At 71.6% G+C, this 22429-nt stretch carries 17 protein-coding genes; 9 read left to right on the forward strand and 8 right to left on the reverse strand.

All coding sequences use genetic code 11. The features are described 5' to 3' along the window. The first annotated feature begins 156 nt into the window (after positions 1-156). The 4 genes from OG344_RS02630 to glgB are packed head-to-tail and all read left to right on the forward strand — an operon-like array spanning position 157 to position 7729. Positions 157-2208, forward strand: a complete 2052-nt coding sequence (locus tag OG344_RS02630) for an alpha-1,4-glucan--maltose-1-phosphate maltosyltransferase (protein WP_405086818.1) — start codon at positions 157-159, stop codon at positions 2206-2208. 31 nt (positions 2209-2239) lie between these two features. Then, positions 2240-4081 carry a maltose alpha-D-glucosyltransferase gene (gene treS, locus OG344_RS02635; RefSeq protein ID WP_405086819.1) on the forward strand — a complete coding sequence of 614 codons (1842 nt, stop codon included), beginning with the start codon at positions 2240-2242 and terminating at the stop codon, positions 4079-4081. Continuing rightward, positions 4078-5427, forward strand: a complete 1350-nt coding sequence (locus OG344_RS02640; protein WP_405086820.1) for a maltokinase N-terminal cap-like domain-containing protein — start codon at positions 4078-4080, stop codon at positions 5425-5427. Before treS ends, OG344_RS02640 begins: the two co-directional genes overlap by 4 nt. Before the next feature lie 46 nt (positions 5428-5473). Next, positions 5474-7729 carry a 1,4-alpha-glucan branching protein GlgB gene (gene glgB, locus OG344_RS02645; protein ID WP_405086821.1) on the forward strand — a complete coding sequence of 752 codons (2256 nt, stop codon included), beginning with the start codon at positions 5474-5476 and terminating at the stop codon, positions 7727-7729. A gap of 51 nt (positions 7730-7780) precedes the next feature. On the opposite strand, the gene OG344_RS02650 is transcribed toward glgB, so the two are convergent. After that, positions 7781-8764 carry an NAD(P)-dependent alcohol dehydrogenase gene (locus tag OG344_RS02650; RefSeq protein ID WP_405086823.1) on the reverse strand — a complete coding sequence of 328 codons (984 nt, stop codon included), beginning with the start codon at positions 8762-8764 and terminating at the stop codon, positions 7781-7783. 310 nt (positions 8765-9074) lie between these two features. Between OG344_RS02650 and OG344_RS02655 the strand changes: the two genes are divergently transcribed. Continuing rightward, complete coding sequence (locus OG344_RS02655; protein ID WP_405086824.1) at positions 9075-9746, forward strand: DUF2306 domain-containing protein; 672 nt, start codon at positions 9075-9077, stop codon at positions 9744-9746. Here OG344_RS02655 and OG344_RS02660 read toward each other — a convergent pair. Then, positions 9722-10378: a response regulator gene (locus tag OG344_RS02660; protein ID WP_405086825.1), complete on the reverse strand. Its 657-nt coding sequence runs from the start codon at positions 10376-10378 to the stop codon at positions 9722-9724. The two genes, OG344_RS02655 and OG344_RS02660, sit on opposite strands and share 25 nt — an antisense overlap. Beyond that, the gene (locus OG344_RS02665; RefSeq protein ID WP_405086826.1) at positions 10375-11517 is read right to left on the reverse strand and encodes a sensor histidine kinase; all 1143 of its coding nucleotides are present in this window, start codon (positions 11515-11517) and stop codon (positions 10375-10377) included. The genes OG344_RS02660 and OG344_RS02665 overlap by 4 nt, the downstream gene beginning before the upstream one ends. Positions 11518-11696: 179 nt before the next feature. Here OG344_RS02665 and OG344_RS02670 point away from each other — a divergent pair, with 179 nt between their 5' ends. Together OG344_RS02670 and OG344_RS02675 are read left to right on the forward strand one after the other, a co-directional pair. Beyond that, positions 11697-13247, forward strand: coding sequence for a glycosyl hydrolase family 18 protein (locus OG344_RS02670; protein ID WP_405086827.1), 1551 nt, complete (start codon positions 11697-11699; stop codon positions 13245-13247). Between the two features lie 121 nt (positions 13248-13368). Continuing rightward, the gene (locus OG344_RS02675) at positions 13369-15060 is read left to right on the forward strand and encodes a S49 family peptidase (RefSeq protein ID WP_405086828.1); all 1692 of its coding nucleotides are present in this window, start codon (positions 13369-13371) and stop codon (positions 15058-15060) included. On the opposite strand, the gene OG344_RS02680 is transcribed toward OG344_RS02675, so the two are convergent. Genes OG344_RS02680 through OG344_RS02700 form a run of 5 tightly spaced genes read right to left on the reverse strand, consistent with a single transcriptional unit; the run spans position 15042 to position 18880 of the window. After that, entirely contained in the window at positions 15042-15533 is a 492-nt protein-coding gene (locus tag OG344_RS02680) for a flavin reductase family protein (protein WP_327047653.1), read from the reverse strand. The two genes, OG344_RS02675 and OG344_RS02680, sit on opposite strands and share 19 nt — an antisense overlap. 11 nt (positions 15534-15544) lie before the next feature. Next, the gene (locus OG344_RS02685) at positions 15545-16459 is read right to left on the reverse strand and encodes a glycine betaine ABC transporter substrate-binding protein (RefSeq protein WP_405086830.1); all 915 of its coding nucleotides are present in this window, start codon (positions 16457-16459) and stop codon (positions 15545-15547) included. 38 nt (positions 16460-16497) lie between these two features. Further along, complete coding sequence (locus OG344_RS02690) at positions 16498-17160, reverse strand: ABC transporter permease (protein WP_405086831.1); 663 nt, start codon at positions 17158-17160, stop codon at positions 16498-16500. Continuing rightward, positions 17157-17831, reverse strand: coding sequence for an ABC transporter permease (locus OG344_RS02695; protein WP_405086832.1), 675 nt, complete (start codon positions 17829-17831; stop codon positions 17157-17159). The genes OG344_RS02690 and OG344_RS02695 overlap by 4 nt, the downstream gene beginning before the upstream one ends. Beyond that, entirely contained in the window at positions 17828-18880 is a 1053-nt protein-coding gene (locus tag OG344_RS02700; RefSeq protein ID WP_405086833.1) for an ABC transporter ATP-binding protein, read from the reverse strand. The genes OG344_RS02695 and OG344_RS02700 overlap by 4 nt, the downstream gene beginning before the upstream one ends. Positions 18881-19162: 282 nt before the next feature. Between OG344_RS02700 and OG344_RS02705 the strand changes: the two genes are divergently transcribed. Both OG344_RS02705 and OG344_RS02710 read left to right on the forward strand, forming a co-directional pair. Next, positions 19163-21634, forward strand: a complete 2472-nt coding sequence (locus OG344_RS02705) for a hypothetical protein (RefSeq protein WP_405086834.1) — start codon at positions 19163-19165, stop codon at positions 21632-21634. A gap of 112 nt (positions 21635-21746) precedes the next feature. After that, positions 21747-22403, forward strand: a complete 657-nt coding sequence (locus OG344_RS02710; RefSeq protein ID WP_327047660.1) for a TetR family transcriptional regulator — start codon at positions 21747-21749, stop codon at positions 22401-22403. Positions 22404-22429: the final 26 nt, after the last annotated feature.

Genomic DNA, 22429 nt, shown 5'->3' on the forward strand with positions numbered 1-22429 from the left:
AACACGGCGAGCGGTCTTTCGTTCGGCAGGGGTAAGAGTGGACTATTAGGGCAACCCCTGTATGAGCGAGGTGGGACTCCGGTCTACGGGTCCCCTCTGTCGTGCTGCCCGCCTGCCGGCGGTACCCGGTGTGCCGCCCCTGAGTACGAAGTGACGATGATCGGACGAATTCCCATCCAGGACATCCAGCCCGTCGTCGACTGCGGCCAGTGGCCCGCCAAGGCCGCCGCGGGAGAGACCTTCGAGATCAGCGCGACGGTGTTCCGCGAGGGGCACGACGCGGTCGCCGCCGGCGTCGTGCTGATCGACCCCGACGGCGCGCCGGGCCGGATGCTGCCCATGCGCGAGGCCGGGCCGGGCACCGACCGGTGGAGCGTGGAGGTGTCGCTGCCCGCCGAAGGGCTGTGGCAGTTCCGGGTGGAGGCCTGGAGCGACCCGATCGCCACGTGGACGCACGACGCGGGCATCAAGATCCCTCGCGACCTGGACGCCGACCTCATGTGCGAGGAGGGCGCCCGGCTGTTCGAGCGGGCGGCCAAGGGCGTGCGGGCCGCGGACTGCCGGGCGGCGGCGGAGGCGGGCGGCGCCTGCGGGCACCGGGCCGCGCTGCTGGCCCTGGCGGCCCGCCTGCGGGACGACGCCGTGGACCCCCGGGCGCGCTTCGCGGTCACGCAACTGCCGGAGACCGCGGAGCTGATCGCCGCGCATCCGCTGCGCGACCTGCTCACCCGTTCCGGACGCCACCGCGTGCGGGTGGAGCGGCGGCGGGCGCTGTTCGGCTCGTGGTACGAGTTCTTCCCCCGCTCGGAGGGGGCCGTGGTGGGGCAGGAGGGCGTCGCCCCCAAGTCGGGGACCTTCGGAACGGCGGCCAGGCGGCTCCCGGCGATCGCCCAGATGGGCTTCGACGTGGTCTACCTGCCACCGATCCACCCCATCGGCGCGCAGTTCCGCAAGGGGCGCAACAACACCCTGACGCCCGACCAGTACGACCCCGGCTCGCCGTGGGCCATCGGCTCGGAGCAGGGCGGCCACGACGCGATCCACCCCGATCTCGGCACGATCGAGGACTTCGACGGGTTCGTCGCGAAGGCCCGCGAGCTGGGCATGGAGATCGCCCTCGACCTCGCGCTGCAGTGCTCCCCCGACCACCCGTGGGTCAAGGAGCATCCGGAGTGGTTCAACATCCGGGCCGACGGCACGATCGCGTACGCGGAGAACCCGCCGAAGAAGTACCAGGACATCTATCCCCTGAACTTCGACAAGGACCCCGAGGGGATCTACGCGGAGGTCACGCGGGTCGTCCGGCACTGGATGGACCACGGCGTGCGGATCTTCCGGGTGGACAACCCGCACACCAAGCCGGTGCGGTTCTGGGAGCGGCTGATCTCCGACATCAACGCGACCGACCCGGACGTGCTGTTCCTGGCCGAGGCGTTCACCCGCCCCGCCATGATGCGGACCCTCGCCAAGATCGGCTTCCACCAGTCCTACACGTACTTCACCTGGCGCAACCACAAGCAGGAGGCCGAGGAGTACCTGGGGGAGCTGTCCCACGAGACCTCGCACTTCCTGCGCCCGAACCTGTTCGTCAACACGCCCGACATCCTGCACGAGTACCTCCAGCACGGCGGCATGCCGGCGTTCAGGATCCGGGCGGTGCTGGCGGCACTGACGGCACCCACCTGGGGGGTCTACTCCGGATACGAACTGGCCGAGAACGTCCCGGTCCGTCCGGGCAGCGAGGAGTATCTCGACAGCGAGAAGTACCAGTACCGGCCGCGTGACTGGGCGGCGGCGGAGCGTGCGGGTCGCAGCCTTGCCCCGTTTATTACCCAGCTCAATTTGTTGAGAAGAGCGCACCCGGCGCTCCAGGAATTGCGTAACCTACGGTTTCACAACGTCGACCAGCCGGACGTGATCTGCTTCTCGAAGCGACTGCCCGGCGCCTATGACACGGCCTCACGACGGCACGGACTAGGCGATGTCGTACTGGCCGTCGTCAACCTGGATCCATACAACACCCACGAGGCGACGGTCCGGCTCGACATGCCCACCCTCGGTCTCGACTGGCATGCCGACTTCGTCGTGGACGACCAACTGTCGGGCGAGTCGTACCGCTGGGGGCAGGCGAACTACGTGCGCCTCGATCCGCACGTACAACCCGCACACATCCTCACGCTTCGCCACGGGTCAGTGCTCCGCCCGTGACGCAGCCCTGCACACTCCGGGGAGTCAACAGGTGAGCTCCACCACGCCTCAGCCCAGCCACATCCAGCCCAGCCACACACAGCCGATCCCGAACACCTTCACCGAGGAGGAGCCACGGGACCAGCGCTGGTACAAGCGGGCCGTCTTCTACGAGGTGCTGATCCGCGGCTTCGCCGACTCGAACGGCGACGGCACCGGAGACATCCGCGGCCTGGTCGAGAAGCTGGACTACCTCCAGTGGCTCGGCATCGACTGCCTCTGGCTGCTCCCGCTGTACGAGTCCCCGCTCAAGGACGGCGGGTACGACATCTCCGACTACATGAAGATCCTCCCGGACTTCGGTGACCTGGGAGACTTCATCAGGCTGGTGGACGAGGCGCACAAGCGGGGCATCCGGGTGATCGCCGACCTGGTGATGAACCACACCAGCGACCAGCACCCGTGGTTCCAGGCCTCGCGCAACGATCCCGAGGGGCCGTTCGGCGACTTCTACGTGTGGAGCGACACCGACGAGCAGTATCCCGGCGCGCGGATCATCTTCGTGGACACCGAGGCGTCGAACTGGACCTTCGACGCGGTGCGGGGGCAGTACTACTGGCACCGGTTCTTCCACCACCAGCCGGATCTCAACTTCGAGAACCCGGCGGTGCAGGACGCGATGCTGGAGGTCATCCGGTTCTGGCTCGACCTGGGCATCGACGGGTTCCGTCTGGACGCGATCCCGTACCTGTTCGAGCAGGAGGACACCAACTGCGAGAACCTGCCGCCGACGCACGCCTACCTCAAGCGGGTGCGGGCGGAGGTGGACCGCCTTTACCCCGACCGGGTGCTGCTGGCCGAGGCCAACCAGTGGCCGGCCGACGTCGTGGAGTACTTCGGCGACCCGGTCACCGGGGGCGACGAGTGCCACATGGCCTTCCACTTCCCGCTGATGCCGCGCATCTTCATGGCGGTGCGCCGCGAGTCGCGCTATCCGATCTCGGAGATCCTGGCCCAGACGCCCAAGATCCCCGAGAACTGCCAGTGGGGGATCTTCCTGCGCAACCACGACGAGTTGACGCTGGAGATGGTCACCGACGAAGAGCGCGACTACATGTACTCCGAGTACGCCAAGGACCCGAGGATGCGGGCCAACGTCGGCATCCGGCGGCGGCTGGCGACGCTGCTGGACAACGACCGCAACCAGATCGAGCTGTTCACCGCGCTGCTGCTGAGCCTGCCCGGCTCGCCGGTCATGTACTACGGCGACGAGATCGGGATGGGCGACAACATCTGGCTCGGCGACCGCGACGGCGTCCGCACGCCGATGCAGTGGACCCCCGACCGCAACGCGGGCTTCTCCAGCTGCGACCCCGGCCGGCTCTACCTTCCCGTGATCATGGACCCGATCTACGGGTACCAGGCGATCAATGTCGAGGCCCAGCAGAAGAGCGCCAGCTCGCTGCTGCACTTCACCAAGCGGATGATCGAGATCCGCAAGCGGCACCCCGTGTTCGGCCTCGGCGAGTTCACCGAGCTGAACTCCTCCAACCCCAGCGTGCTCGCGTTCGTGCGGGAGCTCGGCGACGACCGGGTGCTGTGCGTCAACAACCTCTCCCGCTTCCCCCAGCCGGTCGAGCTCGACCTGCGCAGGTTCGAGGGATCGACACCAGTCGAGTGCATGGGCGGAGTTCCTTTTCCCGCGATCGGCGAACTTCCGTATCTTTTGACGCTCCCTGGGCATGGGTTCTACTGGTTCACGTTGCCCGTCACGCACCGCCCGGACGCGCACCGGACGGACGCGCACCGGACGGACGCGCACCGGACGGACGCCCACCGGACGGACGCCCACAGGCCGGACGCGCACCGGACGGCCGGCACGAAGGAGGAGTGACGACTTCACTTCAGGAGCTTCTGGCCGGCTGGATCACCGGGCAACGGTGGTTCGCCGGCAAGGGGCGCGCCATCGACGACCTGTCCATCGACTCCGAGATCGAGATCGCCGGCGGGGACCCGGTGCTGCTCCATCTGGTCGTGTGCGTGCGTCAGGGGGACCGCCGCACGCGCTACCAGATCCCGGTCGGGCTGCGCGAGCGGCTGCCCGACCGGCTGGAGCACGTGCGCATCGGCAGATGCCGCCGCGACGGCCGCGAGGCCGACGTCTACGACGCGCTGCACGACTCCGCTCTGACCGCGCACCTGCTGGAGGGGATGGCCGCCGACCACGGGTTCGACGGCCTCGCCTTCCACCGCGCGCCCGGCGTGGAGATCGACACCTCGCAGCGCAGCCTCGTGCTGACCGCTGAGCAGTCGAACACCTCGCTGGTGTACGGCGACACGTACATCTTCAAGCTGTTCCGCCAGCTCAGCCCGGGGACCAACCCGGAGCTGGAGATCATCACCGCGCTCGCCGGCGCGGGCTCGTCCCACGTGGCCCGGCCGTACGGCTGGATCGAGACCACGCTGGAGGACGAGCCGACCACCCTGGCGATCATGCAGGAGTACCTGCGGAACGCCAACGAGGGCTGGCAGATGGCGCTGACCAGCGTGCGCGATCTCTACGCGTCCGCCGACGGCATGCCGGCGGAGGACGCCGGGGGCGACTTCGCGGGCGAGGCCCGGCGGCTGGGAGTGGCCACCGCGCAGGTGCACCGGGAGCTGGCCCGGGCCTTCCCCGCGGGCACGATCGAGCCGCCGGAGCTCAAGCGGATGACCGAGCGGTTCCGCCGCAGGCTCGACCGGGCGGTCGCCGAGGTGCCGCGGCTCGGCGAGCACGCGGACGTCGCGGCCGAGGCGTTCGACCGGCTGGGCGACCTCGGGCACGAGGTGCCGGTGCAGCGGGTGCACGGCGACTACCACCTCGGCCAGGTCATGCGCACCACGGCCGACTGGGTCGTGCTCGACTTCGAGGGCGAGCCGGGGCAGCCGCTCACCGAGCGCCGGGCGCTCGACTCGCCGCTGCGCGACGTGGCGGGCATGCTGCGCTCGTTCGAGTACGCCGCCCGGCACCTGCTGGCCGACCACCCGGACGCCGACGGGCTGGAGCACCGGGCCCGGGAGTGGTCGGAACGCAACCGCGCGGCGTTCCTCGCCGGCTACTCCGAGGGCGGCGGGCGGGTCCGCGGCGACGAAGCGGTCCTGCTGCGCGCGCTCGAGCTGAGCAAGGCCGTGTACGAGGTCGTCTACGAGGCGCGCAACCGGCCCTCCTGGTTGCCCATACCGCTCGCCGCCTTCCGCTGACAGGATCGCAGTGTTCGGTGGGATACATCTAGGGCAGGTTTGCGACATGGATTTGGACCGGCTGGCGGGGGGCTCCCATCACGACCCCCATTCGATTCTCGGAGCACATCCCGGGCCCGACGGCGTCACGATCAGGGCTCTGCGGCCCTTCGCGGAGAAGGTCGAGGTGCTGGCCGACGGCTCGGCGCACGAAATGGACCACACCTCCTTCGGGGTGTTCGAGGTGACGCTGCCCGGCCTCGACAAGGTCCCGGACTACCGCCTGCGCGTCACCTATCCCGACGCTCCGCCATTCGAGACGGACGATCCGTACCGCCACTGGCCCACGCTGGGCGAGCTCGACCTGCACCTGATCGGCGAGGGCAGGCACGAACGGCTGTGGGAGGCGCTCGGGGCGCGGGTGGTCCGCCACGAGGACGTGGACGGCACGGCGTTCTCGGTCTGGGCGCCGAACGCGCAGGGCGTGCGGGTGATCGGCGACTTCAACCACTGGAACGGCGGCGCCCACCCCATGCGCTCGCTCGGTGGCACCGGCGTGTGGGAGCTGTTCGTCCCCGAGACCGGCGAGGGCGCGCGGTACAAGTTCCAGATCCTCGGCCTCGACGGAGTCTGGCGGGAGAAGGCCGACCCCATGGCCCGGCGCACCGAGATCCCGCCCGCGACCGCCAGCATCGTGGAGAAGCCGGCGTACGAGTGGCGTGACGAGGAGTGGATGGCCGCCCGGGCGTCGCGGGACGCCCTCGTCGAGCCGATGAGCACCTACGAGGTGCACCTCGGCTCCTGGCGGCCCGGCCTGTCCTACCGCGATCTCGCCCGCGAGCTGGTCGAGTACGTGAAGGACATGGGGTTCACGCACGTGGAGTTCATGCCGGTCGCCGAGCATCCGTTCGGCGGCTCGTGGGGCTACCAGGTGACGTCGTACTACGCCCCGACCTCCCGGTTCGGCTCCCCCGACGACTTCCGCCACCTCGTGGACGAGCTGCACCGGGCCGGCGTCGGCGTGATCGTCGACTGGGTGCCCGCGCACTTTCCGATGGACGAGTGGGCCCTGGCCCGCTTCGACGGCACGCCGCTCTACGAGCACGGCGACCCGCGCCGCGGCACCCACCCCGACTGGGGCACGTACGTCTTCGACTTCGGCCGCAAGGAGGTGCGCAACTTCCTGGTCGCCAACGCGCTCTATTGGCTGAAGGAGTTCCACGTCGACGGCCTGCGGGTGGACGCGGTGGCCTCGATGCTCTACCTCGACTACTCGCGCCGCGAGGGCGAGTGGACGCCCAACGAGTACGGCGGCAGGGAGAACCTCGACGCGATCGAGTTCCTCAAGGAGATGAACGCGGTCGTCTACCGCGAGGAGCCCGGGATCATGACGATCGCGGAGGAGTCGACCGCCTGGCCCGGCGTCTCGCGCCCGGCGTACCTCGGCGGTCTCGGCTTCGGCTTCAAGTGGAACATGGGCTGGATGCACGACACGCTCGGCTACATGGCCCGCGAGCCCGTCTACCGGCAGTATCACCACCACCAGATGACGTTCTCCCTGATGTACGCCTTCTCGGAGAACTTCGTGCTGCCGCTCTCGCACGACGAGGTCGTCCATCTCAAGGGATCGCTGCTGGGCAAGATGCCCGGCGACGAGTGGCAGCGCTTCGCCAACCTGCGCGCGTTGTACGGCTTCATGTGGGCCCATCCCGGCAAGCAGCTGCTGTTCATGGGCGGCGAGTTCGGCCAGGGCGCCGAATGGTCGGAGGCGGGCGGCCTCGACTGGTGGCTGCTCGACTTCGACTTCCACCAGGGCGTGCGGCGGCTGATCAAGGACCTCAACCGCGTCTACCGCGAGTCGCCCGCGCTCTACTCCCGCGACAACACCCACGAGGGATTCCGCTGGATCGACGCCGACGACGCCTCGGGCAACACGCTGTCGTTCCTCCGCTACGGCGCGGACGGCTCGGTGCTGGCCTGCGTCGCCAACTTCTCCGGCGCGCCGCACGACGACTACCACCTCGGCCTGCCGACCCCGGGCCGGTGGGAGGAGGTCCTCAACACCGACGCGTACGAGTACGCGGGCAGCGGGGTCGGCAACATGGGCTCGGTCGAGGCGGTGGAGACGCCGCGGCATGGCCTGCCCTGCTCGGCGCGGCTGCGCGTGCCGCCGCTCGGCGTGGTGTGGCTGCGGCCGGTGGAGACGCCGACCCCGGTGAGCGCCGAGATGGACGAGCGGACCGTGACGGCCCTGCCGAAGCCGGAGCCGGCGGAGACCGCGCTGGAGGAGCCGGAACCGGAGGGCCTGGTCGCCGAGTCCTGACGCCGTTCACAGGCCGACGACTCACAGCCCCACTACTCGCAGGCCCACTACTCACAGGCTGACGACGACCTTCCCGCGGGCGTGCCCCTCCTCCACGTAGCGGACGGCCGCGGGGAGCTCGTCGAACGGGTAGACGCGGTCGACGACCGGCGTGAGGTCGCCCTGCTCGATCAGCGCGGCCAGCCTGACCAGCTTCGCCCGCTTCTCGCGGCATCGGGTCACGTCGGCGAGGACCACCCGCCTCGACGTGAACGGCGACGTCGCGAGCGCCGCGATCGTGTGGCCGACGGGTTGCAGCCATCGTCCGGCCGGCCCGCCGACGAGGACGTGCGTCCCCCGGGGCCTGAGCACCCGCCGGCAGGCCGCCGGCGGCCGGGTGCCCGCGACGTCGACCAGGAGGTCGTACCGCCGGCCGGTCCGGGTGAAGTCCGCCCTGCCGTAGTCGACGACCTCGCCCGCACCGAGCGACCGGACCAGGTCCACGTTGCGGGGGCCGCAGACGCCGGTGACCTCGGCGCCGAACGCCCGGGCGAGCTGCACGGCGAAGGTGCCCACCCCGCCCGACGCGCCGTTCACGAGCACCTCGTGCCCCGGCCGGACCCGCCCATCGTCCAGGGCCAGCAGCGCGGTGACGCCCGCCAGCGGCACCGCCGCCGCCTGCTCGAACGACAGGTTCTCCGGTTTGCGGACCAGCTCGCTCTCCCCGACGCGGACGTACTCGCCGAATCCACCCCCGGTGAGCAGCGCGAACACCTGGTCGCCGGGGCGGAACGCCGTGACGCCCGGGCCTGCCGCCTCGACCTCGCCCGCGACGTCGGCGCCCAGGACGCCGATCCGCGGCCCGCGCGGGCCGAGCGTGCCGCCCATCAGGCGCGCGACGTACGGCTCGCCTCTCATGTGGTGCCAGTCGTACGGCTGGACGGAGGTGGCCCGGACCCGGACCAGCACCTCCCCGGGACCGGGCGCCGGCGTCGGGACGTCGCCCAGCTCCAGGACCTCGGGCGGGCCGTACGAGCGTAGGACGTAGGCCTTCATGACATCTCTCCTCGTCGCCTCTGTGGCTGGGTGGCGGCCGGGTGGTGGCTGGGTGGTGACTGGGAGAGCCAGCGTAGGAAGCGCCGCGCCCGGGACTCATCGGCCGAAAGTACGCCCGATCGGCAGCCGATGGACCGGTGCGGATCGAGCCGTTCCGCCGATGATCCGCCCCCGCCCCGCGTACGACGATCGGGCCATGACCGAACCGAGATCGACCGAACCGAGATCCACCGAGCTGAGATCCACCGAGCTGAGATCGACGCGACGGACCGCGTCCGCGCGAGGCGGCCGGAGGAGAAGGGAGTGGTGGGTGCCGGCGGGGCTGATCGCGCTCAGCGCCGTGCCCGTGGTCGCCGGTGCGGCCCGGCTGTCGCAGCTCACCGGCGGCGGGCCGGTCACCGCGGACAGCGCCCGGTATTTCGCGACGCCCCTCCCCGTGGTCGCGCACATCGTCGCCGTCACCCTGTTCAGCCTTCTCGGCGCCCTGCAGTTCGCCCCCGCGCTCCGCCGCCGCGCGCCGCGCTGGCACCGGGTCGCGGGACGGTTGCTGGTGCCCGCCGGGCTCGTCACGGCCCTGTCGGGCCTGTGGATGACGCTGTTCTATCCGCATCTGCCGGACGACAGCGCCCTCCTGGTCGGCGTACGGCTGGCGGTGGGCGGCGGCATGATCGTGTCGATCGTCCTCGGCTTCGCGGCGATCCGGCGGCGGGACATCGCCCGCCACCGCGCGTGGATGGCGCGCGGCTACGCGCTCGGCATGGGCGCGGGCACCCAGGTGCTGACCCTCGTGCCCTGGGTCGTGCTGACCGGCGCGCAGCCCGGCCCTCTCCCCCGCGCGCTGCTCATGACCGCCGCGTGGGTGATCAACCTCGCCGTGGCCGAGTGGGCCGTCCGGCGCGGGCCCGGCACCCGCAAGCCCGGTGCCCCCAAGCCCCGTGCCCCCAAGCCCGGTGCCCGTCAGCCCGTGACGCGGCCCGTCTGATAGGCCCACATGGCGATCTCGACGCGGTTGCGGGCGCCGAGCTTGGCCATCAGGCTGGCGACGTGCGTCTTGACCGTGCTGAGCGAGATGTGCATCTCGTCGGCGATCTCGCTGTTGGTCCGCCCGCGCGCCACCGCGGCCAGGATCTCCTCCTCCCGGTAGGTCAGCGGCTCGACGAGCCGCGCCGCCGACGCGGCGGGGCCGGACCGGGCGAAGGCCCCGAGCAGCCGCGCGGTGACGCTCGGGGCGATGAGCGCGTCCCCGCCGGCGGCGGCGTGCACGGCCTGGGAGAGCATCTCGGCGCCGGCGTTCTTGAGCAGGAATCCCCGGGCGCCGGCCCGCAGCGCGGCGTAGACGTACTCGTCGAGGTCGAACGTGGTGATGACCACGACGGCGAGGGGGTCGGCGACCCCCGGCCCGGCGAGGCAGCGGGTGGCCTCGATGCCGTCGACGCCGGGCATGCGGATGTCGAACAGGCACACGTCCGGGCGCAGGCGCCGCGCGAGCTCGACGGCCCGCCGCCCGTCGGCGGCCGTGCCGGCGACCTCGATGCCGGGCTGGGCGTCGAGGATCATCGCGAGCCCGGTGCGGACGATCTCCTGGTCGTCGGCGACGAGCACCCGGACGCTCACGTCGCCACCCCGTTCCTGGGCAGCACCGCGGTGACGGTCCAGCCCCGGCCGGGGTCCGGGCCCGCCACGCAGGTGCCGCCGAGCAGGTCGGCGCGTTCGGCCATGCCGACGATGCCGTATCCCGCCGGGCCCGGCGGGCGGGCGGAGCCGCCGTCGCCGTCGTCGCTCACCCGCAGGCACACCGAGGGGCCGTCCCCGGCGACGTGCACCGCCACCCGGGTGGCGTGGCGGGCGTGCCGCAGCGCGTTCGTGACCGCCTCCTGGGCGATGCGGTAGACCGCAGCCTCGACCGACGGGGAGAGGCCGCCGAGGTCACCGGAGAGCTCGACCCCGACGGACGGGTGGTCCGGCCCGCCGGGGGCCGCGAGCCTCTCCAGGTCGGCGATCTGCCGCCCGGGGGTCAGGTCCGCCGGCTCGTCCCGGCGCAGGACGCGGACCATGGCCCGCATCTCGTCGAGGGCGCGCGCCGCCTCGGCCTCGATCACCCGCAGCGCCTCGGTCGCGGCGTCCGGCCGCGACGCGGCCGTGGCGAGGCCCGCCTGCGCGCGGATCGCCATCGCCGAGACGTGGTGGGCGACGGTGTCGTGCAGTTCGCGGGCCAGTTGCTCGCGTTCGAGCAGCTTGACCTGGTCGAGCTCGCGGGTCCTCGCCCTGGCCCGGTAGCGGAACGCCCAGCCCAGTGTGGTCGTGGAGAGCACGACGGCGAACGGGCCGATCGCGTTGGCGGGCGCGGCGTGCTCGACGAGCACGGACAGGCCGGCCCCGGTGAGCATGACCGCGAGGCCGATCACGATCTCGCGGCCCGATCCCCACCGCAGCAGCGCGTACGGCAGGATCAGCAGGTAGGCCAGGGAGTACATGTCGAGCGTCCCGCCGTCGAGGGCGATCGGGACCAGGCTCGTCGTGACGAAGCAGACCGCCAGCGCCTCCAGGGGCCGGGTCCGGCGCCACAGCAGCGCGGGCGTCAGCCCGGCGGTGACGACCACCGAGAAGACCCGCCACGGCAGGTCCGGCCGCAGCACCCCCTCCAGCACCGCGAGCGGCACCAGCACCACGACGAGCGCCCAGTCGCGCCACACCCGCCTGGGCGGGTCGGGGGGACGAGGCTCGTACCAGACCGAGCGAACGAGACCGCTCACCGCATCATCGTACGGGAGCCCGCGGCTCCGGCGCAGGTGACGTTCGGGCCGGACCTTAGCGAGGAGTTAACCGGCGATTAACCGGCCGCAGGGGCGTTGACCCTCCGGCGATCGGTGCTTACGCTGCGAACTAATAGGAAACTTTCCTATCGTTTAGCCCCCCAGACCGGGAGTTTCCGTTGCGAAAGATCCTCCTCGGGTCCGTGATCGCCGGTGCCGCGCTGCTCGCGCCGCTCGCGATCGGGACCGCCTCCGCCACCGTCTCCAGCACAGCCGCCGTCACAGTCGCCACCGCCCCCAAGGCCGGAGTCGTCACCCTGGCCTACGCGGCCTGGGCCCCCAACACCTGGTACGCCGTCGGCGCCCGGGTCACGTACGCGGGCAAGGACTACGAGTGCATCCAGGCGCACACGTCCCTGACCGGCTGGGAGCCGCCGATCGTGCCGGCCCTGTGGAAGCTCCTGCCGGGCGGCTCCACCTCGTCCCCCTCCCCGAGCGCGACCCCCACGAGGAGCCCCTCCCCCAGCCCGAGCCCCAGTAAGAGCCCGAGCCCGACCCCCACCGTGACCCCGACCGTGACCCCCACCGTGACGCCGCCGCCTCCCCCGCCGGGCGGCAAGAAGGTGCTGGGCTACTTCGCCGACTGGGGCGTCTACGGCCGCCAGTACTTCGTGAAGAACATCGCGACCAGCGGTTCGGCCGCCAGGCTCACCCACATCAACTACGCGTTCGGCAACGTGACCAACGGCCAGTGCGCGATCGGCGACTCCTACGCCGACTACGACATGGCCTACACGACGGCCAACAGCGTGGACGGCAAGGCCGACACCTGGGACGCCGGCGCGCTGCGCGGCGCCTTCAACCAGCTGCGCAAGCTCAAGGCGCAGTACCCGAACATCAAGGTCCTCTACTCCTTCGGCGGCTGGACCTGGTCCGGCGGGTTCGCCCAGGCCGCGGCGAACCCCACCGCGTTCGCCAACTCCTGCTACACCCTGCTGAAGGACCCCCGCTGGGCCGACGTGTTCGACGGCATCGACATCGACTGGGAGTACCCGAACGCCTGCGGCCTGAGCTGTGACTCCAGCGGCGCGGCGGCGTTCAAGAACCTGATGGCCGCGCTGCGCGCCAGGTTCGGCGCCAACTATCTCGTCACCGCGGCCATCACCGCGGACGGCACGAGCGGCGGCAAGATCGACGCCGCCGACTACGCGGGCGCGGCGCAGTACGTCGACTGGTACAACGTGATGACCTACGACTACTTCGGCGCCTTCGCCGCTCAGGGCCCGACGGCTCCGCACTCCCCGCTGACCTCCTACTCGGGCATCCCCATCGCCGGGTTCTACTCGGACGCCGCCATCCAGAAGCTGAAGGGCAAGGGCGTGCCCGCGAGCAAGCTGCTGCTCGGCATCGGCTTCTACGGCCGCGGCTGGACCGGCGTGACCCAGTCGGCCCCCGGCGGCACCGCCACCGGCGCCGCGCCCGGCACGTACGAGGCGGGCATCGAGGACTACAAGGTCCTCAAGAACAGCTGCCCGGCCACCGGCACGGTCGCCGGCACCGCGTACGCCAAGTGCGGCTCCAACTGGTGGAGCTACGACACCCCCGCCACCATCGGCGGCAAGATGACCTACGCCAAGAACCAGGGTCTGGGCGGGGCCTTCTTCTGGGAGTTCAGCGGTGACACCGCCAACGGCGAACTGATCACCGCCATGGCCACCGGCCTCAAGTGACGCCGTCCACCGGCCTGAAGTAGTCTCTTCGCGCCGATCGGGGCCCCCGCGTGCCACACTCACGCGGGGGCCCCTGACCGTCGGGGCATACCGCCCAAAACCGTCGCTTATGGTGGCATTTATGGACGCGTCGAGGACGATCGTGGAGACCGTGGCCAAGCTGCGGCAGCGCCGCACCGGGCCGCTGGTGCTGGAGCTGGACCTGACCGAAGGGCTGTCGGAGGGACCGCCCGCCGACCCTGTCACCGCCCTGCTGTCGATGCGCAAGCCGCGCCTGGCGGAGGTGCTGTCGGGCCTGCGCCGCGCCCGCAAGGACCCCCGGGTCACCGCGCTCATCGTCAAGATCGGCGGGAACCCCCTGGGCCTGGGGATGGTGCAGGAACTGCGCGAGGCCGTCGTGCGGCTGCGCGCGGCGGGCAAGCCGACCGTCGCGTTCGCCGAGACCTTCGGGGAGTTCGGCGCCGGGACGGTTCCGTACTATCTGGCCAGCGCGTTCGAGCGGGTCTACCTCCAGCCCTCCGGCGACGTCGGCCTGACCGGGGTGGCGCTGGAGCAGCGGTTCCTGCGCGACGCGCTCGCGAGGGCCGGGGTGGAGTATCAGCTCGGCCAGCGGCACGAGTACAAGACCGCGGCCAACATGTTCACCCAGAACCACATGACGGACGCGCACCGCGAGTCGGCGGCCCGCATCGCCGAGTCGGTGACCGAGCAGATCACCGCCGGCATCGCCGAGGCCCGCGGGCTCACCCCCGAGCGCGTGCGCGAGCTGATCGACCAGGGCCCGTTCATCGGCGCCGAGGCCGTCGAGGCCGGGCTCGTGGACGGGCTCAAGTATCGCGACGAGGTCTACGCGGAGACCGTCAAGGACGGCGCCCACCTGCTCTACGTGTCCCGGTACGCCAAGAGCGCGCTGTCCGGGAAGCTGCCGCACCCCGGCGCCGACACTGTGGCCCTGGTGCACGGCACCGGCATGATCCGCCTCGGGCGCAGCGGCAGGTCTCCCCTCGGCGGCGGAGGCGCCATGGGCTCCGACACCGTCTGCGCCGCCCTGCGCGCGGCCCGGCGGGACGACAAGGTCAAGGCCGTCGTGTTCCGGGTGGACAGCCCCGGCGGCTCGTACGTCGCCTCCGACGCCATCTGGCGGGAGGTCGTGCTGGCCCGCGAGGCGGGCAAGCCGGTCATCGTGTCGATGGGCGACCTGGCCGCCTCCGGCGGCTACTTCGTGTCGATGGCCGCCGACGTGATCGTGGCCCAGCCGGGCACGCTGACCGGCTCGATCGGCGTGTTCGGCGGCAAGCCCGTCGTCGGAGAGCTGCTCGGCCGGCTCGGCGTGGTGACGGAGTCGGTCGCCGAGGGCGCCAACGCCGGGATGTTCTCGCCGACGACCGCGTTCTCCGATGCGCAGTGGGAGCGGGTCAACGCCTGGCTCGACCGCATCTACGACGACTTCGTCGGCAAGGTGGCCGACGGCCGCGGCCTGAGCAGGGAGCGGGCGCACGAACTGGCCAAGGGCCGGGTGTGGACCGGCGCCGACGCCCGTGCGGCCGGCCTCGCCGACGAGCTCGGCGGCCTGGAGGACGCCCTCGCCATGGCCCGCCGCCGGGCCGGGCTCCCCACCGCCGCCCCGGTGCGGACCTATCCCCGCATGCACCCGCTGGAGCGGCTGCGGCCGGCGGAGTCCAGCGAGGACAGGTCGGCCGCCCTCTCCCGGGTGCGCCTGGAGGCGTGGGGACCGCTGGCCCGGCTCGCCGGGGAGCTCGGCCTCCCGGCGTACGGCCCGCTCGTGCTGCCGGGTTACTGGACCGTCCGGTAGCGGGAGCGCAGCCGTACGAGCGGGGGTTTGGCGGCGTCGACGTAGTCGACGCCCAGCACCGCGCCGACGAACAGCGTGTGATCGCCGGCCGGGACGACCTGCGTCGTCTCGGCCTCGATCGCCGCCACGCCGCCCTCCACCACCAGCGCCTCGCTGTGCTCGCCGCGGTGGTGGGCGGTCCCGGCCAGCAGGAGCCGCGCCCCCGGCCGCCCGGCGGCGGCGAAGCGGGAGGCGACCGCCTGCTGGCCGTCCGCGAGAAGGCTGGCGGCCCACCGGTCCCGGCGCAGGAGCACCTCGGCGAGATATCCGGCCGAGTCGAGGCTGACCAGCACGAGCGGCGGGTCGAGCGACACCGACATCAGCGTCGCGACCGTCGTGCCGAGGTCGTCACGGTCGTCCTTCACCGTCACCACGGCGACGCCCGCGGCCAGTTGCCGCATGGCCTCGGTGAACAGCCCCTGCACCGGACTCATTCCCGGATCACTCAGACGAGACCGTTCTGGGTCAGCCAGTCCTTGGCGACCGCCGGCGGGTCGTCCTTGTCGACGGCGATCCGCTTCATCAGCGAGACCAGCGTCTCGGTGTCCAGCTTGGCGGAGATCGCGTTGAGCGTGGAGACCACGGTGTCGTTCGCCTCGGCCTTGTGGACCAGGGGCGTCACGTTCTCCGAGCCGAAGGCGTTCTTGTTGTCCTGCAGCGGCACGAGGTCGTTCAGCACGATCTTGGGGTCGGTGGTGAACACGTTGCCCACCTGGACCGTGCCGCTCTTGATCGCGTCAGCGGTGGTCGCCCCGGTGGGCTTCCACTGCTTGAACTCCAGGCCGTAGACGCTCTTGAAGTTCGCCTCCTGACGGTCCTTGAACTCCGGCGGGCCGCCGACCGTGAGGTCCTTGGAGACCTTCGCGAGGTCCTCGATCGTGGCGAGCTTGTACTTGTCGGCCGTCGCCTTGGTGACGGTGAGCGAGTTGTTGTCCTCGGCCGCGGCGGGCTCCAGGATCTCCAGCTCGGGCGGCAGCTTGGCCTTCAGCCCGGAGAGGATGTCGTCCTTCGTCCGCGCCGTGCTCGACTTGTCGACGAACGCCAGCAGCGACCCGGCGTACTCCGGCAGGACGGTCAGGCCGCCACTCTTGACCTGGTCGTAGACCACCTCGCGGCTGCCGATGTTGGGCTTCTCCTCGACCGTGACGCCCTTGGCCTGGAGTGCCTGGGCGTAGATCGAGGCGAGCAGGACGCTCTCGGGGAAGTCGAAGGAGCCGACGACCACCTTGGCGGCGGCGTCGCCGGAACCGGACGCCGACGGGGCCGCGGTCGCGGTGGTGAGCGGGTCGGAGCCCCCGCAGGCCGACAATGTGAGCGCCGAGGTCAGGGCGACCGCCGCGACGCCGAACATACGCCTCATAAGGAAAAACCCTTCATTCCTGGGAGATAATACGGAGATTAGCGGGTCTGCCGGACTCCCGGCGAGACGACCACCCGGTCGAGGAGGAGGAAGCCGAACTGGACGGCCAGCGCGAGGGCCGCGACCAGGACCGCGCCGCCGATCACGCTGGAGTACGCCTTGGTGGCCAGGCCGTCGATGATGAACCGGCCGAGCCCGCCGAGACCGACGAACGCCGCCACGGTGGCCGTGGAGACGACCTGGACGGCCGACAGGCGCAGCCCCAGCAGGATCAGCGGCAGCGCGACGGGTGCCGACGTCCGGAACAGCACCTGCCGTCCGCGCAGGCCCATGCCGTACGCCGCGTCGCGCAGGTCGGCGTCCACCCCCCGCAGGCCCTCGTACGTGTTCACCAGGATGGGCGGGATCGCCAGCACGATCAGCGGGACCAGCACCGGCAGCACGGTCCCCACCCCGGCCAGCAGCACGACGAGCACGAGCAGGCCGAGCGTCGGCAGGGCCCGGGCGGCGTTCGCCGCGACGACGACGAGCAGCGCACCGCGGCCGGTGTGGCCGATGAGCATGCCGAGCGGCACGGCGATCAGCGCCGCGACGAGGAAGGCCGCCGCCGAATATCCCAGGTGCTCCAGCAGCCGGGCCGGGATGCCGTCGGGGCCGGACCAGTGCGCCGCGTCGCCGAAGAAGTCGGCCAGCCAGTTCACGCTGCGCTCCTTGCCCGGGACCAGGGGGTCAGCAGCCGCTGGGCGAGCACGAGCAGCCCGTCGGCGAGCACCGCGAGCAGCACGATGAGCGCGATCCCGACCACGATCGGCGTGTAGAACTGCCGCTGCCAGCCGTCGATGAACAGGTTGCCGAGCCCGCCCTGGCCGATCAGCGCGCCCACGCTCACCAGGCTGATGCTGGACACGGTCGCGACCCGCAGCCCGGCCAGGACCACCGGCACCGCGACCGGCAACTCGACCCGGAGCAGGCGGCGCGCGGGCCGGAAGCCCATCGCCACGGCCGACTGCCGTACGGGATCGGGGACCGAGGCCAGCCCGTCCACGACGGCCGGGATCAGGATCGCCAGGGCGAAGAACGTCAGCGGGATGACGACGGTCGCGCGGGTGAGCCCGGTGACGGACAGGAAGACCGAGAACAGGACGAGAGAGGGCAGGGAGTAGGTCACGTTCATCAGCGCCGCCGTCGGCTGGTACAGCCACCGCCATCGGGCGCAGGCCAGGCCGAGCGGCAGCGCCACCACCAGCCCGAGCAGCACCGGCAGGAAGGCCGTCACGACGTGGTTCTCCAGCAGCGTGCTGATCGCCGAGGGGCTTCCGCTGGCCCAGTTGCGCGCGATCCAGTCCCAGCGGACCAGGGGCTCCTCGATCACGCGGGCGCCTCCTCGGCCTCGGCGGAGCCGGCGCCCCTGACGGGCGGCGCGTACTCGGCGAGCAGGTCGTCGATCGCGTCCCGCCCGGCCACCCCGCGCACGCGGCCCTCCTCGTCCACGGCGACCGCGACGCCGTTCGGCGACAGCAGCGCCGCGTCGAGCGCCGCCCGCAGCGAGTCGGTCTCGGGGTCGAAGGTGCCGTACGCCGCGAGGCCGTCGCCGGTCCGCCAGCCGAGCGGCCTGCCGTCCCCGCCGGTCACAAGGTCGGGCGGCGCCGGACCGAGCCGCACCTCCTTGGCGGAGATGAACGACAGCCGCCGGATGCCCCGGTCGCGGCCGAGGAAGCCGCGGACGAACTCGTCGGCCGGCTCGGTGAGCAGCGTGGCGGGGCCCGCCATCTGGGCCAGTCGCCCGCCGACGCGCAGGACGGCCACCGTGTCGCCGAGCTTGACCGCCTCGTCGATGTCGTGGGTGACGAACACGATCGTCTTGCGCAGTTCCGACTGCAGGCGGAGCAACTCGTCCTGGAGGCTGGCCCGCACGACCGGGTCGACGGCGCTGAACGGCTCGTCCATCAGCAGCACCGGCGGGTCCGCCGCGAGCGCCCGGGCCACGCCGACCCGCTGCTGCTGGCCGCCGGAGAGCTGGAAGGGATAACGGTTCGCGAGGCCCGCGTCGAGCCCGACCAGTTCGAGCAGCTCCATCGCCCGGGCGCGGGCCTTCCTCTTGTTCCAGCCGAGCAGGTACGGCACCGTCGCGACGTTGTCCACGATCTTGCGGTGCGGGAACAGGCCCGCCTGCTGGATGACGTACCCTATGCCGCGCCGGAGCGTGGGCGGGTCGATCTCCCGCACGTCCTGGCCGTCGAGGGCGATGCGGCCGGAGGTGGCGTCGATCATGCGGTTGATCATCCGCAGCGAGGTGGTCTTGCCGCAGCCGGAGGGGCCCACGAACACGGTGATCGCACCGGTGGGCACCTCGAGGCTCAGGTCGTCCACGGCCACCGTCCCGTCCCGGTAGCGCTTGGTGACACCTTCGAATGTGATCACGCCGTATCTGCCCTTCGAAAGAGTGCGATCAAGGCAACACCGGTGGCGCCTTCGCTCTTCCCCGTCAGCTCCTCGAAAATCCTGGCGGCCCCCACCGCGTTCGTCAGCCCGGCCGTCAGCCTACGGAGGATACTCGCGAGATCCGGGCCTGAATATCTATCAATAGGGCATCTCCTGATGCGTGGTGCGCCGATGTGTTGGCATGATTACTCTCACGCCTCTCCTGTCCCTCCGCTCCGTTCCTCTCGTAGGGACCAGCCACGAACCCTTGAGGAGCCGGTCGTGACTTCACCGCTCACCGGTCAGCGCTCCAGGAGCGAGCTGATCGCCGAGCTCTTCGAGCGTCACGCCGCGGGGTTGTTCGCGTACTGCCACGACCAGCTCGGCGAGACCGCCTCGGCGGCCGACGCCGTGGTGGCCGTCTTCACCACCGCTCCGGCCGCCCCCGAGCCCCCCACGTGCGCCGTGCTGTACGCGCTGGCCCGCCGCGAGATCTACCGCCGGGACGTCAGCTACGCGCTGCCCGCCGTGGACTCCGTCGCCGACCCGGCGACCGCGCTGATCGAGCGGGTGTTCCGCGACATCCGGCCGCACCAGCGGGAGGTCCTGCTGCTGTCGGAGGTCTGCGGCCTCACGCCGCCCGAGCTGTCGCTGGTGCTCGACGTGGCGGTCGACACCGCGGAGGAGCTCGCCGCCGGGGCGAGGCGCCGCTTCACCCAGACGCTGGCGACGGCGGTCGCCGCTGCGGGGTCCGCGCCGTTCGTGCCTCCCTCCGTCGCGGAGGTGTACGACGCCATCGGAGTCGCCCCCATCGCCGACGTGCTGGCCCGGCTGCCCTGGCGTCACCCGTCCGCCTCCGTACGCAACCGGGTGCTGGCGGCGCTGCCGTACGAGGAGCCCGGCGACTCACCCGAGCCCGGTTCGGAGCAGGTGGCGGACCAGTCCGGCGCACAGTCCGGCGCACAGTCCGGCGCCCAACCCGATTCTCGGCCGGGTGCTCGGCCCGGCGGGCTCGTCACCAAGAGGCTGTGGCCGACCACACCGACCTGGCCGCTGCCGCTGAGCGACCCCGACCAGGTCACCAACACCTGCGTGGTCAAGACCGAGGCCATCACCCCCCAGGAGTCCGGGCGCAAGGCCAAGCACGAGGCGACGACCGAGCCCATGCCCCGGCTGCGCGGAGCGCTGCTCAACTCGCTCACCGAGGGCCGCCTGCGCAGGAAGCGCGCCACCCGCCCCGAGCCCCAGGCCCAGGGGATATCCGCACAGGACAGCCCGGCGCAGGACTCCCTGGCGGCGCCCGTGGAGCCGCAGGTTTCCCCACGGTTCCCATCCCAGGCCCTGTCCGAAGCCCTGTCCGAACCCCTGTCCCAGGCGCCATCCCAGGTGGCGTCGCAGGCGTCATCCCCGCCGTCGCATGCCCTGTCACAGCCGCCCGGCTCCGGCCTTCCGGAGTCCGCCCTGCGCGGTCCCGCGCCCGGCTTCGGCGTTCCGGAGCCAGGGGGCTCGGCTGGGTACGCGGGTGATGCGAGTTCCGCGGGCGCCAAGGGTCTCGCAGCCGCAGGTCTCGCAGCCGAGGGCTTCATCGCGGACAGCTCCGGCTCAGACAGGTCTGGCGCTGGGTCATCCGGCGCTGGGTCATCCGGCGCTGAGCCGTTCGACGCCTTCCGCCCGACTGGCCCGTTCGACGCCTTCGCACCCGCGACTCCTCCCGGCGTGACCCGGCCCGCCGATCCGTCACCCGCCCACACCGTCTTCGCGGACCATCCGCAAGCACAGGTGCCGGGACAGGCGCCGGGCGAACGGCGCGACTTCGACGCCTTCGCCCCTGCCGGCCCACCCCCGCCCGGTGAGTCCTTCGACGGTTTCACACCGGCGGGCTCACTCCCACACAGTGGGTCCTTCGACGCGTTCACCCCCGCCGACCCGGCCACCGCCTCCAGGCCCGCCGAGCCGTTTGACGCGGCGCACACGCTCCTGTTCGAGACGCTCCGCTCCGCCGAACCCTTCGACGCTTTCGCCGCCCCGGCCGAGGCGCCCCCCAAGCCGGTCGGCGAGCCGGCTCCTCAGCCCACCGCCGACACCGCTGAGCCGGAGCCCCGGCCTGCCATGGAGGCCGCCTCGTCGCCCGAGGCATCCGGGCCGTCCGGGCAGTCCTGGCAGTTCTGGCAGTCCGAGCACCCCGAACCTTCCACGCCATCCGCCGCGTTCCGCCCGGCCGAGAGCGCCGCGATCTCGCAGGTGGTGTTCCCGGAGACTGAGTTCCCGGAGACTGAGTTCCCGCAGGCCGAGGAGCGGGCCGAGGATCCGGCCGGGGAGTATCCGGCGGCGTTCCCCGAGGACGGGGCTCCCGAGGCGCCGCAGGCGGAGGCCGATGCCTCGGACCCCGCCCCGGCATCGGCCCCGGCGCCTGCCACCGCATCGACCGATATGTCAGCCCCTGCAGCGGCTACTGCAGCGGCCGCCGCTGCCACCGCTCCTGCTGCCGTATCCGCTGCCTCGCCGGTCGCGCCGGTCGCGCCGGTACGGAAGGACGGCAAGCGCACGGCCAGGAAGCACACGAGCCCCAGCAGCGCCGGAAAGGCCGGAAGCACCAGGAAGACCGGGAAGACCGGCGGCGGGCCTGCGGGGAAGGGGTCGCGCACGAAGAGCGACCGGCACTACGACTGGCTGTGGGAAGTCGTCGGTTTCCTGATCTGCCTGATAATCGCGCTGGTCGTCTTCTTCACCGTGCCGACGATCGTCACGCACTGACCTCTCCGCTCGGGACAGCGAAGTAGAACCGATTACATTCTGCTGAATCCCGGCGTTTTCGCGACTGGCGGGTAACCAGTCTGAACGGGCGGCAGTCGGATAGCGTGGTCCCATGCGCACTTCGCATGTGGTCGCCGATGTCCCGCCGCCGCGCCCCGACGCACGCTCCGGCACGGGCGCGCATCCGGCTCCGGCCACCCCCGGAGTCCGCACCAGGAGTCAGCACCAGCGACGCCGGCGGATCGTGCAGGCGGCCGCGGCCCTCGCCTCCCGTGGGGGCGTCGAGGCGATGCAGATGCGCACGGTGGCCGAACGCGCGGGCGTCGCGCTGGGAACGCTCTACCGCTACTTCCCCTCCAAAATGGACCTGGTCGTCGCGGTCGTGGGCGAGGAGATCGACCTGCTGGAGTCCAGCATCGAGCGGCGGCCCCCGAACGCCGCCCATCCCGCCGGCCGCGCGGTCGACGTGCTGATGCGGGCGACCCGGGGGCTGATGCGCGAGCCGGAACTGGCCGACGCGCTGATCCGCTCCCTGATCATCGCGGAGGTGGAGGCGCCGTTCGGCGACCGGATGGCGAGCCTGGTGCTGCGTGTCGCCGCCGGCGGCAGCACCGCGGACCTTTCTCCCGACGACCAGCTCGCCCTCAGCGGGTCCCTGGTGGGCGTATGGGTGCAGGAGCTGCTGGAGATGCTGCGCGGACGGCGCACCTACGAGCAGATCCAGCACCGGATCGAACTCGCCGCCGAACGGCTGCTCGCGGGTTTCTGATATTCAACCGGCCCTCGTATTCAAAC

It is taken from the genome of Microbispora sp. NBC_01389, assembly GCF_045040095.1.
Lineage (GTDB): Bacteria > Actinomycetota > Actinomycetes > Streptosporangiales > Streptosporangiaceae > Microbispora.